Here is a 14,763-nt window from a genome sequence, read left to right on the forward strand (position 1 = left end):
TAAAAAGGGAACTAAATTTAAAAAGGTGTGTAAAATTATCATTCTTCCTTCAGCTTTGGAATTTTGAAACGAAAACCAAAATAAAATTCCCTGCCACGTGTAGGTCCCCAAGCAAAGGAGGTATCAAAATATTTTCCAAAGGGATTCTGATATCCTACAATTGGCCGCAATTGCCTAAAATCTAAAATATTTTCACATCCACCAAAAATTTCCAAATTTTTAAATGTATGGGTGTACTGAAGGCTAACTATGGTAAATGGTTTTGAGGTTAAAGCCTGCCTATATTCTAACGGTGAGGATAAAGTACTTGGTAACCTTTGCGTACCGTACCAATGTAGATTCATATCCACCTGCCATAAAGGTCTTCTGGAATGAAAACCTGCTACTGCAAGTATTCTGTTTCTGGCATTGAATGGCAGAAGCTGTTTCTCATCTGCTATCTTTCGATAAACATCTAAAAAATTATAGGAAAGTTTAAAACTTGCCTTGTTCAGTACCTCAGCAGAAATTTCTGCCTGGAGTCCATTGGATAGGGATGGTTGTGTAAAATTCTGAATGATCGCTAATGAAAAATCTGAATCATAGTCCGGAAAAAATTGATTCTTAAACTGTGTATGGTAATAATCCAAACTGCCGGAAAAATCCAAAATTCCTAGACTGTAATTCTGTGTAAGACTTAGTCCAAAATTTAGTGATTCCTCCGGCTTTAAAGATTCTTTAAAAAGTATGTCCCGATTTCCGGTAAGTAAATTAATATTTTCTGAAAATAAATTAACAGTACGCCATCCTGTTCCAAAGGATACTCGTAAATCAGTTTCTTCCTTTATTTTATATTTTACCAAAACCCGGGGTGTCAAGTACCAACCAAAGTCATTGTGATGATCTGCACGAATACCGGTTATTGCAGTTAATTTTTCATCAACTGATTTGAAAATATTTTCCATAAAAAATCCCGGAATTTTTTCCAATTTAGAATATTTACCGGCATAGCTTCTTTGCACCGTATCGGAATAAAACGAAATATCTTCCTTTGCTTGCAAGTGTCGAAAAGAAAAACCTGTTTTGAAATCGTGTTGTTTTTTTGTACCGTAAAATAATTCGTATTGCAGATTAGCATATTGGTGGATTTGTTGACCTTGATATCGCACCACCCCAAACCAGGATTGCTGGTCATGCCCCACCTTACTTGCGAGCAAGGAAATCTTCTGATTGTCATTCAAGCGATAACCAGATTTTGTATAAATTTCTGTTTGCTTGAATTGAATCAGCTGCCCATAGGCTTGTGTGCTGCCACGATCAGTTTCCGAATCAAAGGAAGATTGTCCGCCAATGCGTTTTTCGTCAACTAACCTGATTCCCAAAAAAGAACTAAAACCATTTTGATTTTCCTTTCTGTAACGCAACTTATTGTATGCCGAATAACGGGTAAGCAAAGGCAAATCTAAAAATCTATCCTTATCCCTATCCCATTTATTTCCCGGTTGAGAGGTATGCATGGTGAGATAATTGGACCAATCATTCTTCACCATTGCTGTGCTTGCATTCAGGTGTTTCTCGTTAAAACTATTGACCAAAAGATCCGCAGTAAATGGTTCAGCTGTACCACCTTCACGGGGAAATACTGTAATTTGTCCGACCATGTTTTCATACCCTTGCAAGACACTGTTGGATCCCTTGACCACCCAAATATTTTCTACCATACTTCCGGGAAGCGTACTGATTCCATAGGTATAAGTCAATCCCTGAATAGTTGGCAGACCATCCACCAAAACCTGATTATAAACACCACTCAATCCAAGAATACGTAGTTCTTTGGCATTGGTAAGAATGTTGGTGGTCTGAGGTTGAACAGAACTCTGGGTTTCAAAACAGCCGGCCAGATCACAACACGCAGCCTTTCTCATCTCAGTCCTGTTGATCACTTCAATCTTGACAGGTTGCAAAGACAAAACATAGGCGCCTTTTCGCTGATCGTAAACTTTAACTTCTTCTAAGGTTACGGTCGCGTCCATTTTGAATGTCCAGTAAGAATATAAATCATCGAACTCAAAAGTATCCCGGATGCTTGCATATTCTGCAATCAATCTAAATGGCTGATGAACGGTGTCCGGAGGAAAGGGTAATGAAAAGCAACCTTTCTCATCCGATTGTGTCAATATCTTCGTTCCATACCAAGAGACCATAGCATATGGGAGATACTGCTCATTAATATCGGTGATCTCTCCCTTGAAGATTGCCTGAGCTTTTCCTCTTGTTACCCAAATCGCGATTTGCATAATGGATAACAAAATCAAAAAATATTTTTTTTTCATACTCAACTGGTTGCCGATTTATGAAGCTATTGGATTTTCGAAATGATAATATTTCCTTTTAAGATAAAGGCTGGCCTTCACCAATAAAATCAGCACCGGAACTTCCACTAACGGTCCTATTACTCCCGCAAAAGCTTGTCCCGAATGAATCCCAAATACTGCAATGGCAACAGCGATGGCCAATTCAAAATTATTGCCCGTGGCGGTAAATGCCACAGAAGCATTTTTGCTGTATTCCACATTCATGTATTTGTTGATGAAGAAACTGATAAAAAACATAAGTACAAAATATACCACCAGTGGAATGGCAATTTGGATAACATCAAATGGGAGCTCCATAATTTTATCCCCCTTCAAACTAAACATCAGCACTATGGTAAAAAGTAATGCATATAAAGTCATGGGAGAAATTTTCGGGATAAAAATTCTGTTGAACCATTCCAGGCCCCTCAATTTAATCAACAGGTAACGACTGACAAATCCTGCTATAAAAGGAATACCCAAATATATCATTACGCTTTGAGCCACTTCACCCATTGGTACATGAATATTAAAATTACCTAAACCAAATTTTTGTGGTAATACGTTAATAAAAAACCAAGCGTACAAACTATAGGTTAACAATTGAAATATACTGTTTAGTGCAACCAATAAAGCGGCATACTCCCGATTTCCGCCTGCCAAATCATTCCATGCAATCACCATGGCAATGCATCTCGCCAATCCTATCAGAATCAATCCAACCATGTAATCAGGTTCATTCCTAAGAAAAATAACTGCAAGTAAAAACATGAGAATCGGACCAATAAACCAGTTTAGAATCAGTGAAAGACTGATGACTTTTTTATCCAGAAATACTTTTGGCAGCAAAGAGTAATCCACTTTTGCCAAAGGGGGATACATCATCAATATCAAACCAATGGCTAATGGAATATTCGTTGTCCCAACAGAAAATGATTCAGTCCATTGTGAGATCCCGGGAAAAAAATAGCCCAGTGCTACACCAATAAGCATCGCCAAAAAAATCCATAGTGTTAGGAATCTATCTAAAAATTTTAACTTTGTCTTCATCCTTATTTAATTTTAAAATAACTGCTGAATTCAATTCACCCGTTCAAAGTGATTTTATGAATCCCGATTCTGCTGACATGAGGTAAAAATGGGTTGCAAAAAACCATCAACTTCTCCTCCAAAATAAAAGACATTTAAATTTTATTATATTCGTACTTTAACGAACATAAATTATAATTTTCCAAATTTAACAATCCAATTGGTGTATGGATTGATCAAAAAATCCCATGAGCAAGCCTTTAGCGAGTCCCCAATTCTCCGGATTAATACAATACTTTGTTTTTGGTGGGGTGATCTCGCCCCGGATCAGCCCTGCCTTTTTTAAAACTTTCAAATGTTGAGATAATGTGCTGTTTGCAATAGGAAACTCTTCTGAAAGATCTCCGTGGTAACAACAGGACTTATTTGCTAAAAGCTCCAGAATCGAAACCCGAATGGGGTTAGACAGGGAATGTGCAAATCTGGCTATCAACTCTTGCCGCTTGGTAAACTTATGCGTTTTAGTAACCATGAATCTTCATATTTAATTCGCAAATATACGAATAATATGGCTCCGGACCCCATGAATAAATTCTAAATATCCCAGGGGATGTTACTTCTAAAGAGTCCACTCTTGGGCAGATTAGCACATGAAACGGGGATGCTTTTGAATAGTGTGTTGATGATCCTCCTGTAATGGTAAAATATGAATAAAATACCAAATCGTTTACCATGACCATGCACCACTTGAAAACACCTCAATGCTTTAAAGGTCTTTTCTTTATCATACCTCCTTTAGTATCCTTGATACTACTCATGATGACAAATGCATCCGGATCAATTTTTTCTAATTCAGTATTTAATTTGTTTATTTCGAGTCGGGTCAAAACAGTATATACAATATCCATTTCGTTGGATTCACCCCGCTTACCAAATCCACGTTTCCCACTATAAATTGTAACTCCCCTACCCATCGTTTCCACAATCATTTGTTGGATGGCTTCACAGTAAGGAGATACTATGGTAACCCCAATGTATTCTTCTATTCCCTCTATAATAAAGTCAAGGGTCTTGGATGCGGAAATGTAGGTGATCATGGAATACAATGCAATTTCTACGGAAAGCAAGTAAGCAGCTGCAGAAAAAATAAGTACATTGATCAGGATAATGATGTCCCCTATTGTGGTTCCCAATTTTCTACTCAAGTAAATGGCCAACACCTCTGTTCCATCAATGACAGCCCCACCCCTTACAGAAAGTCCAATTCCAGCTCCAAGAAAAAATCCTCCAAAAACCGCAACCAGCAAATTATCATCTGTCACATTGGGAAAACTAACTGTAGCCAAACAAAGAGCCAATCCTGAAATAGCTGCTGATGTTTTGATGGCGAATGATTTCCCAAGGATGGATTTGGCAAGAAGGATAAATGGAATATTGACAACAATAATAAATACATAGAGTGGCACGGAAGTCAAAGCAGACAACAACAACGAAATTCCAGTCGCTCCTCCATCGATAAATTGATTCGTCAAAAGAAATCCCTTAAATCCAAATGCTGCTGAAAATATACCTGCAGTAATTAAAATAAAATCTTTTATTTGTCTCCACATAAATATACATTCGTGATTAAATAAAATGAAACTGCGATCAATCGATTTGTAAAACAAGAAATATTTTCAAAGAAAGAGTCTAACAAAATTAATCATAAATGATTCATATCCAAGTCATACGTTTTTTTTAACATTTATTATTTTTTTTTACAAGGCACCATTAAAGTTAGAGTTATTTACCAGATCTAACAGCTCATTAATGGATATCCCTCAGGCCATAACCGAAACCATCTTTAGAGCATATTTTGCCAGTGCAATATCTCCGGATATTTTAACCTTGGGCAAGGCTTCCGCTGGCGAAATACCTTTAGAAAATAATTTCCAGGCAAGATCAGGTTCTATTTCCAATATTGCATCCGGTTGTTTATCCGGGTCTTTTTTAAAGCACCAGCTGTCGTTCTTTCTGTAAAGATTCCAGCAGCTTCCAATCTCAGAACTAATTACAATGCTTATGGATGTTCCATTCTCCGCTGCAACATCTTTGAAGGCCGGTAACATGCCAAACATCATGATATCCATAAAAGGTAAAAACAACTGTTTCGTCATCAGCCCAGGAAGACCTACAGCATCGCGTATTTGTTGCTGATGCAGAAATTTTTCGGTATATTCTCTGGCTATGTGAAACCAATTTTCAGAAACATCCTGTCCTGCCCAGGCTACAGAATAAATAGCCTTGCTAAAAGGGTCCAGTGAATTCAAATGTTCTACATATTGCTTTCCGGATAATTCCAACAAGTAAATGATTATTTGCGGACTCAGTCTTTTGGCGGCATGGGTCCATTCATGGTTCAATTGATTTAGATACATTACCAAATCACCATAAGATGCAAAATTTACATCCCGCTGAACAAAATAATTATCTCTGGATGCGGAAAGGCTTCTTAAATTACCGTCCAGCAGGTGGGCTGAAATGTCCTTTACCGTCCATTGTCTTGCTATGGTTGGCAAATTCCATTCGTCCGGAGTAAGGGACTTTAATAATTCGATCAACAACTTGTCCAAAACCGGAAACAAGTGTAAAGTTGGAATAGGAACCGGCGGTGAATTTTTTATGGTCAAAATAAAGTCAATTATAAATATTTTATAAAACTACCATGAAGTAAAAATGTAAAAAGTTCTTAATCCAAATATAAAGTAAAAATTCAAGATATTAAACAATGAAAATTAAAATCAAATTATAACACTGGTGTTAAAGTTGATTTTTTTTTACTTTATATCCATGTCCTCAGAAATGGATATGGGTTTTGGAATCCAAATGAAGTATAAGATCACCCCAAGCGTTACAGATCCGGTGGTAAAAAAGGCTGCGGATGGGCCCCAATTATACCAGATGATACCTGCAATTGAACTGGCAAGCATGGTACACAAACTTTGCAATCCGGAAAATGTTCCGATCGCAGTTGCCGTATCTTTTTTATTGGTAATATTTGAAATCCAGGCTTTTGAAATTCCTTCCGTGGAGGAAGCATAAATACCATACATTAAAAAGAGGATGCAGAAGTAAACCAAATCTGCACTTTGTGTCATTCCAAAATATACTATCGCGAACAAAGTAAGGCCAAAAATAAAAATGGATTTCAAGCCAAACTTGTCGCCAAGTATACCCATTGGAAAAGAAAATAAAGCATAAACCAGATTGTAAAATATGTAAATGCCGATCACCAAACTATCCCCAAATCCAGCATCCTTCAACTTTAATAAGAGAAAAACATCTGAACTATTGAATAAAGTAAAAATAAGTAATCCCATCACCAGCCTCTTGTATGCTATCGGACTTTCTTTCCAGTATTGCAAAAAGGAAAAAAAAGAAAACGCAACTTTCTGCTCTGATTTTTCATGTTCTTTATCTTTTAAGAAGAAAGAAGCCAGTACTGCAAAAATACCGGGAACAAATGCAATGAAAAATAATGTTTTGTAATTATCAGGGTAGTAACTAAGATAAATTAAGGCAAGTACAGGACCCAACACAGCGCCAAAAGTATCCATTGAGCGGTGAAATCCAAAAACCTTTCCCTTGGTTTCGATAGTTGCTTCATCTGAAAGCATGGCATCTCGTGCACCAGTACGGATACCTTTTCCCAATCGATCAATGCATCTTGCAAAAAAGATCCACAATGGAAATACAAATATGGCCATCATGGGTTTTGAAATGCTGCTTAGTGCATAACCCATTTGTACAAAAGGTACACGTCTTTGCGACACGTCAGACCACTTGCCAAAATATGCTTTACTCAGACCGGCAGATGCTTCCGCAAATCCTTCCAGAATGCCTATAAACAAAATGGAAAAGCCAATGGTTTTTAAATAAATTGGCATTACCGGATAGAGCATTTCACTTGCGGTATCCGTGAGCAAACTCACCACCGACAAAATCCAAACCGTGCGTGTGATGTATTTCAAAATTATAATTTAAATAGATTATAACTATTACTCATTCAATGAAAAATTAAGGCGTATTTAATCATTTTTATATTCAAAATTCAACAGTTTATGCTTTATCCATTAATGGTCTAAAATCTTTATTAGCAAATTCAGTTTCCAGATCATCCAAATGTTTTAAGTGATTTTTCATGTGCAAAAACTGAATGATCACAAAGCCTAAAAGCATCATGATGGAAAACGCCAACACCGTATATTCCCATGAGAATTGAAACTTGATTGGACCGATCAATTTGGCACCCACAATTCTACCCATGTTTGAAATGGTCATGTAAATGGTAAACTGACTGGCTGAAACTTTTTTCCAACAGCACTGCATGGCAATGGCAAATACACCGATGCAGGTAAACACATACAGCAGTTGATAAACAATCATAAAGCTTACAATAAACCAGGTACTTGCCCATTGAAGCTTTAACAATACGAAACCAATGGTCATGCAGATAAGAATTACGAGATAAATATTCATCATCCTTATTTTCCCAAATCGATCAATCAAAATACCCCCTATCAACATTCCTCCAATGCCACCAACTAAACTTGCCGTCGCAAAATAATTCGAATATGCCTGATCGGACCAACCCAGCGCCTGGACGGTAAATATGGGGAGCAGGGTCGCGATGTAATTAAAAGACCCTTGCGTGATAAATACAAGTACTGCCAACACCAAACTATTGCGCAAACTAAATACCCGGTACAAAGAATTAAAAATATCAAACCAACTGCTTAACTGCATTTTTTTAGTTTCAGCGGATGCAACGCCTTTGCTCCATGGCAGGATTTTTTCACCTGGACGTTCTCTTAAGCATAGGGGTACAAACATGATTAAACCAACCATTACCGAAAGCATAAGAATGGCATAAGTAAAACCATAATGGTTGAGCAGCCAACTTCCCACTGCGAGGGATGTGGATGTCCCGATTATCTTTGCACCCCACATCAGTCCATTTGCTCTTGCCTGCTGATCAACCGGCACCACATCAATCGCCATTCCATCTGTAGCCACATCCTGAAAAGCTCCAAAAAATCCAACGGCCATACCTGCAAGTGCCAGCATGTTGAGATGATTCAATGGATCCGGCACAAAAGCCATAACAATAAAACTTAAGATCAATCCCAATTGTCCAATGATTACCCATGGTCTTCTACGGCCCATAGGCAAATAAGTAAACCTATCCATCAAAGGAGCGACTAAAATTTTTAAACTCCAGGGCAATCCGAATGCTGCCACAAAGGTCCCAATTTCTCCAGGGGTTTTTCCGTTCATCGCCATCCAGGCAGGAATACCAAACAATGCCATTCCCTCAGGAATACCCTGTGCAACGTACAATGCGATAAAATTAAAATACCTTAAAAACGAATTCTCTGAAAGTGCAGGAAGGACTTTGGCCATGTATCTTGGATTTTTTTCAATTCAATAAATGCAGATTCATTACAATTTTCACAATAGTAATGAAATATTGTCTCATTGATGGAAGAGAATATTCCGTATGCTAACTTATTGTGTCAGCAAGGCCGCAAAAAATACAAAAGCAACTTTCGCTAAAGCAATTTATATTCTTAGATGCTAAATTTTTCCTTTCAGTTGAATAAATTTAAAATAACCGAAAAATACTTTCTTAACAATAAATGAATCTTGCAATTTCATCCAATTGAAGATAAGTCATTTTCAAAATTTTGTTTAAAGGCTCTGTTGAGTTAGTCAACACAATTAATGCCATGCGCAATAAAAAACTTTTGCTTTATTTTGAAGTGATGTGATTGACCATCCAGTTTATTCCATACCTGTCAGTAAATGAACCAAAATAAGCGCCCCAAAACATATCCTGCAAAGGCATACTCACATTTCCTCCTACAGATAATTCATCAAAAATTCTTTTGGCTTCCTCTCTTGTTTCCGGCTCGATGCTGATGTGCATATTGTTTCCCTGGACAACCGTAAACCCCATTTCTTTTGGAGCATCCGTTCCCATCAGAACATGGTTGCCAGTTATTGGCAATTCTACATGCAGGACCATTTTCTTTACTTCTTCAGCAAGAGGTGGCTGGCTATCATCAACAGGTAAGTCACTGAATCGTTGGATGCCACCTCCATTGAATTCAGTTCTGAAAACTGATTTGTAAAAAACAAATGCCTCTTCTGTGTTCCCTGGAAAATTAAGATAAGTACATACTCTTGCATGGTTGCTTGTTCTGAGTTCTTTTCTAATTTTAAATTGTGCTTCAATGTATTGATCAAGATTGCCCAATGCCATGGTGAATCCTTCCTTGAATCCCAATTGAATTATTTTTTCCAGATCTGCTAATTCATCATAGGCTATTAAAATATTCACAGTAGTAACTTCATCTTTTTCACTGAATGTATTGGTCCAAAAAGAGCGGGGAAAGTCCTGATTGACTTTTCCCTCTTCATCACAGAAAGCATCCAGTCCCGAGTAACTCTGCAGTTTGGCTATTTTATTATAATCGGCCCTGCACCAATGTGTCTCTCCTTCCGGTGAAATCATCGCATACAACCAATGTCCTCCTTCTCTGAAGTCCATGGATTTTGTCTTTGTTTGATAAGGCTTTGGTGCCCACCAAAGATCCAGTATTTCCGGATTGGTCCAGGCATCCCATACCAAATCAAGGCCCGCTGCAAATTCCCTTTTTACGGCAATTGTTTTGTTCTGCCGGTCTATTGAAAAATCGAATAAAAGATTACTGTTCATTTTTTATTTTTTTTAAATTTGATAACACTCTGTCTAATTCATTGAATCGGCTCTCCCAGATTTTTCTGAATTGTGCCAGCCACTTGTCAATTTCCTTCATCTTATCCGCGTTCAGTTGATAAAAAATTTCTCGTCCTGACTGCTCTTGTTTTACCAGCTTGCATTCAGTTAATATTTTTAAGTGCTTGGAGACTGCCTGCCTTGTAGTACTGAAGTGCTCTGCTATTGCATTGGGCGTCATTGATTGGGATGCAATCAACAAAATGATGGCCCTCCTTGTTGGGTCGGCAATTGCCTGGAATACATCTCTTCTCATTTTTTTGATTGATAGCACATTACTACAATTCCGCATTCAAACCTTTTGACATCCACCAACTCATAATTTTGTTTGGATGTTACGCTTTGGAAAATAGGGAGTCCTTTCCCCAGCACCACCGGATTGATAAACAAATGGAGTTCGTCAATTAAATGCTCCTTGAATAATGATGATACAAACTTTCCGCCACCATAGACAATCATGTCTTTCCCTTCACGTTCTTTTAATGCAAAAATTTCATCCACGAGTTCGCCTCTTGCTAAAACTGTATTGTTCCATTCTGAAGTGAGCAGGGATTTGGTAAACACAACCTTTGGCGTATGCACAAAAACTTCTGCCCCCTCTTCCGGTTCGGGACTTTGCAAAGAGGCCGTCCAGTGCGGAATAAAACCCTCTGCCAGTTTTCTTCCCAACAAAATTGTATCCACCTCTTCTGTTAGCTGCCGGACATACCCTTTCAGGTCCTCAGACCAATCAAAGGTCAACCAATCCATTTCCCCATTTATCCCGGAAATGAATCCATCCATGGACATTTGGACTTGCAGTTTTAATTTTCGCATATTTAAAATATTTTATTTATGAAACTAATCAGTTGCAAATATATATGCAACTATTTGGTTTCGCAAATAAAAAACATTAAAAAAATAAAAAACTAGCAAAGTTGTCCCATGTTGAAGCGGCACAAAGGCCACCATTCCAATTTTGAATAATGCAAAAAATGATGCATACTGGCAATTTTTGCTTAAATCCTACCGGATATATTCCAAAAGTGGACGGTAACCCAATGACCAGCAGAGTTGGTTTAGGCTAACTATCTTTCTCCGTAAAAGGAAATTATTGGAATGCGGCTGTCGCAGAACCATACTCTCAAAAACGATTAAATGTGATTTCTTAAATAGATTAAATGTAGAGACGAGCTATTTGCTCATTCCCAGATTTTAGAATCACAACAGCTTGTCAGACTACCAAGAGCCGCAAAAGACAAAAAATAGATTTGCCTCATTAATAGGTGTTTTGAAAATTCTTAATCATACAAGTTAAATTAATTACCTGAAGTCCAAAAATACGATAAACCCCTGTCGATGGGCCGTTTTGATAAATTAAAAAAAAATATTAACTATTGTCCAAGCTAATAAATAAAAGTTTACCTTTGAATTTAATGCAAAAAGTAAGTTGGTCCAGTTTCTTCAATTTTGTTCCTTAATAATTTCTCATCAGGGCCATCGGACAAATTCTTGAGTGTTTCTTCTTATTCTGTTTATTAACTTTTCTTACCTATTAATTTGAATTATTATGAAAAAGGTACTTTGCTTATTGATTTTAATGAATTCAATACACCTGAATGGTTTTTCCACTACGGTGAACCTTGAAGTTGCAAAACAAGTGGCCTTATTTTTTGCGAACCACATTTCGGTGGTTAAAATTGAAAAAGTTGAGCTTGCACATAAGGTAGAATCCACAAATCACGTTCCTGTTTTTTTTATCTTTAACTTAAATGCCAACGATGGATTTATAATCATCTCCGCAGAAGATGTAGCTACTCCAGTGATGGGATACTCAATAAAGGGTAGATTTACCAACATAGACATGCCGATAAATCTTCAAAAGTGGTTGACTGAATACAAGGAGCAGATTTTTTATATCAGAGAAAATAAGCTGCAAGCAACTCCTGAAATCAAACAACTTTGGCAGGACTATTACCAAGGTATATTTTCTGTCAAGGATCAAATTTCAAGTGTTTTACCGCTGATGAATACCATTTGGAATCAACGCCCTTATTACAATGACCTTTGTCCGGGAGGCTCTGTGACAGGTTGCGGAGCTACTGCCATGGCACAAATTATGAAGTATTGGAATTATCCAAAACAGGGCACCGGATTTCACTCTTATAATCACCCAAGCTATGGTACACTTTCAGTTAATTTTGGGAATGCAACATACGATTGGTCCAAAATGCCAAATGACGTCAGAGGCTACAACTTTGATGTTGCAAATTTGATGTACCATTGTGGTGTAGCACAAAACATGGACTACAGTCCACAAACAAGTTCTTCAGGATTATACAACATTGATGAAGCATTCAAAACATACTTTGGCTATAAACAGTCAACTCAGGTTTACAACCGCCAGAATTATGGAACTGCAGAATGGGTCAATTTATTAAAAAACGAACTTGACAATTCAAGGCCCTTGCTTTACAGAGGTGCCGGCACAGGAGGTGGTCATTTTTTTGACATCGATGGATACGACAACAATTATTTCTTTCATATCAATTGGGGATGGGGTGGCGCTTATGATGGTTATTTTACCATTGATGCCCTTAATCCGGGTGGAGTCGGAACCGGTGGAGGGACCGGAGGATACAATTCAGGACATTATGCCATTTTGGGTATTCAGCCAGAGCAAATCATTACAGGCAGTTTTGATCTCAGTCTTTATTCAACCATGGAAGTTAATCCTACTTCATTGGGTTCAAATCAAGCATTCAAAGTCTCAGTGAAAATTGCTAATTTAGGAATGTCGGCATTTAGTGGGGACTTTTGTGCAGCTGTTTTCACCAATGAAGGTGTCTTTGTAGATTTTGTTCAAATCTTAAACAACCAAAATCTTCAAAATGGATTTTACAATACCTACGAATTTAACTCTGCCGGGATGACGCTTATTCCTGGAAAGCATACCATTGGCCTTTATTACCGCAATACAGACAAGGAATGGACTTTAATCAATCAATCCACCTACAATAACCCAATAAGTCTGACGGTGGCCAGCAATGCAAATGTAATTGCCATGTATTCAAAAATGAATTTCAGCTCCAACCCGATCGTACAGGATCAGGCGTTTACGATAACTACCGATATTGCTAATTATGGAGCTACCGATTTTAAGGGATGGTTGTCGGCAGATATTTTTGACCAAGAAGGTAAATGGGTTGAAACTATAGCTGAAATCGAAAATACAGAAATCAAGGCGGGGTTTTTTAATTCAGGATTTCAATTTACAAATGATGGATTATCCCTTGATCCCGGCAGTTATTATATTGCACTGTTTAATTCAACTGATTACACTGATTGGTACATCCTATCCAACACTTTACACGACAACCCAGTATTGATCAATGTTGTTTCCCCGGGAATTATTGCCGATAAATATGAAGACAATAACTCAAGAGAAACTGCCTATAATTTGCCATATACTTTTAATGGAAGTCAGGCTCATGTCAGCACCATAGGTTCAAATTTTCATAACAGGACAGAGTATGATTTTTATAAAGTAATATTGCCTGCAGGATCAGATTATAAAATTGAAACTAAAATAGGTGATCGATTCAGTAGCCTGGATGGTAAGGATTACTCTGCTGATATCTTAATTTCCTATGATCTTGGCAATGGATATTCTGAAGCCTTTGACTACTCAATACCCAATAGTCTGATATTGAAAAACGGAGGTGAGGCCTTGTTCTATATTGCCCCCTATTCTGCAGGCGAAACAGGAACTTATATCTTGGATTTAAATATCACTAAAACTCAGCCTTCAGCAAGTAAGGATTTCATAAATGAAAATATGCTGAATTGCTTTCCAAATCCAGTACAAAAGCTCCTTTATTTAGAAACTAATAAAACTCTTAACGGACCAAGTGATATTAAAATTTTTAATACCACAGGACAACTTATAAAAGTAATAAATAACATTTCCATTGGTACTGAAAAAATACCGATAGATGTAAGCAAGCTCCAAAATGGTTTCTATTATCTTAAAATTCAGAACCAATTAATGGAATCAAATTCAGTAAAAATAAACATTTTGCATTAGATGAACTTGGATAGAATTTCAAGTATACTTATTACTTTAATGTTTTGCCTGAGTTGCACACGGAAGGGGGTCGTAAATGATTTTGACAGTTCAGGGCCACCAACGATGATTTATAAAATGAGAGAGGAGTCTTATAAATTCCTTGTGCCCGTGATGCTTTCTGCAGACAGATCCAAAATTATTGCATACCCTTCAAAACAAGATCTGTACAAAAATAATGCATACACTTATCCTACAGAATTGATCCGGGAATATTTTTTGGATAACCGAGGCATCAATGCACAAACTGCATTACTGAAACTAAATTATGAAATGTATTTAAAATTGGAAGATGGTTTCTCGGCAAATGATTTATTTGTTCAAATAAAAGACAAAAATCCATTTATTGAACTCTATGATTGTGGCAACAGATTCAAGTTTAAAGACGAAGTTAAAGAGATCAATCAAATGATTTTGAAAAACAAATTAAAGAACTGCAAATGTCTTATAAAGTGATAAAGAATCTAAAAATATTA

General features: G+C 37.2%; 12 protein-coding genes. 2 read left to right on the top strand and 10 right to left on the bottom strand.

Annotated elements, in window-relative coordinates; all coding sequences use genetic code 11:
* Positions 1-38 precede the first annotated feature (38 nt).
* The 10 genes from IPJ83_15470 to IPJ83_15515 all read right to left on the bottom strand — a co-directional run bounded on the left by IPJ83_15470 (position 39) and on the right by IPJ83_15515 (position 10,998).
* Positions 39-2,312 (bottom strand): TonB-dependent receptor plug domain-containing protein, encoded by a 2,274-nt coding sequence (locus IPJ83_15470; protein ID MBK7881937.1) that lies wholly within the window; start codon positions 2,310-2,312, stop codon positions 39-41.
* Positions 2,313-2,330: 18 nt separating this feature from the next.
* Positions 2,331-3,383, bottom strand: coding sequence for an ACR3 family arsenite efflux transporter (gene arsB, locus IPJ83_15475; protein ID MBK7881938.1), 1,053 nt, complete (start codon positions 3,381-3,383; stop codon positions 2,331-2,333).
* 187 nt (positions 3,384-3,570) lie between these two features.
* Complete coding sequence (locus IPJ83_15480; protein MBK7881939.1) at positions 3,571-3,894, bottom strand: winged helix-turn-helix transcriptional regulator; 324 nt, start codon at positions 3,892-3,894, stop codon at positions 3,571-3,573.
* Between the two features lie 226 nt (positions 3,895-4,120).
* Complete coding sequence (locus tag IPJ83_15485; GenBank protein ID MBK7881940.1) at positions 4,121-4,972, bottom strand: YitT family protein; 852 nt, start codon at positions 4,970-4,972, stop codon at positions 4,121-4,123.
* Between the two features lie 210 nt (positions 4,973-5,182).
* Complete coding sequence (locus IPJ83_15490; protein ID MBK7881941.1) at positions 5,183-6,025, bottom strand: maleylpyruvate isomerase N-terminal domain-containing protein; 843 nt, start codon at positions 6,023-6,025, stop codon at positions 5,183-5,185.
* 153 nt (positions 6,026-6,178) lie between these two features.
* A complete protein-coding gene (locus IPJ83_15495; GenBank protein MBK7881942.1) occupies positions 6,179-7,372 on the bottom strand; it encodes an MFS transporter in 1,194 nt (397 codons plus the stop codon).
* Between the two features lie 88 nt (positions 7,373-7,460).
* A complete protein-coding gene (locus tag IPJ83_15500; protein ID MBK7881943.1) occupies positions 7,461-8,804 on the bottom strand; it encodes an MFS transporter in 1,344 nt (447 codons plus the stop codon).
* 349 nt (positions 8,805-9,153) lie between these two features.
* Complete coding sequence (locus IPJ83_15505) at positions 9,154-10,122, bottom strand: SRPBCC domain-containing protein (GenBank protein MBK7881944.1); 969 nt, start codon at positions 10,120-10,122, stop codon at positions 9,154-9,156.
* Complete coding sequence (locus IPJ83_15510; GenBank protein MBK7881945.1) at positions 10,112-10,438, bottom strand: winged helix-turn-helix transcriptional regulator; 327 nt, start codon at positions 10,436-10,438, stop codon at positions 10,112-10,114. The genes IPJ83_15505 and IPJ83_15510 overlap by 11 nt, the downstream gene beginning before the upstream one ends.
* A complete protein-coding gene (locus IPJ83_15515) occupies positions 10,435-10,998 on the bottom strand; it encodes a dihydrofolate reductase (protein MBK7881946.1) in 564 nt (187 codons plus the stop codon). The genes IPJ83_15510 and IPJ83_15515 overlap by 4 nt, the downstream gene beginning before the upstream one ends.
* Before the next feature lie 733 nt (positions 10,999-11,731).
* Here IPJ83_15515 and IPJ83_15520 point away from each other — a divergent pair.
* Both IPJ83_15520 and IPJ83_15525 read left to right on the top strand, forming a co-directional pair.
* Positions 11,732-14,248 (top strand): thiol protease/hemagglutinin PrtT, encoded by a 2,517-nt coding sequence (locus IPJ83_15520; GenBank protein MBK7881947.1) that lies wholly within the window; start codon positions 11,732-11,734, stop codon positions 14,246-14,248.
* A complete protein-coding gene (locus IPJ83_15525) occupies positions 14,249-14,743 on the top strand; it encodes a hypothetical protein (GenBank protein ID MBK7881948.1) in 495 nt (164 codons plus the stop codon). It begins immediately after the preceding gene.
* Positions 14,744-14,763 lie beyond the last annotated feature (20 nt).

Origin of the sequence: Candidatus Vicinibacter proximus (assembly GCA_016713905.1) — a bacterium.
In the GTDB taxonomy this organism is placed as follows: Bacteria; Bacteroidota; Bacteroidia; order Chitinophagales; family Saprospiraceae; genus Vicinibacter; species Vicinibacter proximus.

Bases quoted from the DNA above. Each gene is read 5' to 3' on its own strand.
- IPJ83_15505 (MBK7881944.1), bottom strand. From the start codon at position 10,122: ATGAACAGTAATCTTTTATTCGATTTTTCAATAGACCGGCAGAACAAA.
- IPJ83_15510 (MBK7881945.1), bottom strand. From the start codon at position 10,438: ATGAGAAGAGATGTATTCCAGGCAATTGCCGACCCAACAAGGAGGGCC.
- IPJ83_15515 (MBK7881946.1), bottom strand. From the start codon at position 10,998: ATGCGAAAATTAAAACTGCAAGTCCAAATGTCCATGGATGGATTCATT.
- IPJ83_15470 (MBK7881937.1), bottom strand. From the start codon at position 2,312: ATGAAAAAAAAATATTTTTTGATTTTGTTATCCATTATGCAAATCGCG.
- IPJ83_15525 (MBK7881948.1), top strand. From the start codon at position 14,249: ATGAACTTGGATAGAATTTCAAGTATACTTATTACTTTAATGTTTTGC.
- IPJ83_15485 (MBK7881940.1), bottom strand. From the start codon at position 4,972: ATGTGGAGACAAATAAAAGATTTTATTTTAATTACTGCAGGTATATTT.
- IPJ83_15500 (MBK7881943.1), bottom strand. From the start codon at position 8,804: ATGGCCAAAGTCCTTCCTGCACTTTCAGAGAATTCGTTTTTAAGGTAT.
- arsB (MBK7881938.1), bottom strand. From the start codon at position 3,383: ATGAAGACAAAGTTAAAATTTTTAGATAGATTCCTAACACTATGGATT.
- IPJ83_15520 (MBK7881947.1), top strand. From the start codon at position 11,732: ATGAAAAAGGTACTTTGCTTATTGATTTTAATGAATTCAATACACCTG.
- IPJ83_15480 (MBK7881939.1), bottom strand. From the start codon at position 3,894: ATGGTTACTAAAACGCATAAGTTTACCAAGCGGCAAGAGTTGATAGCC.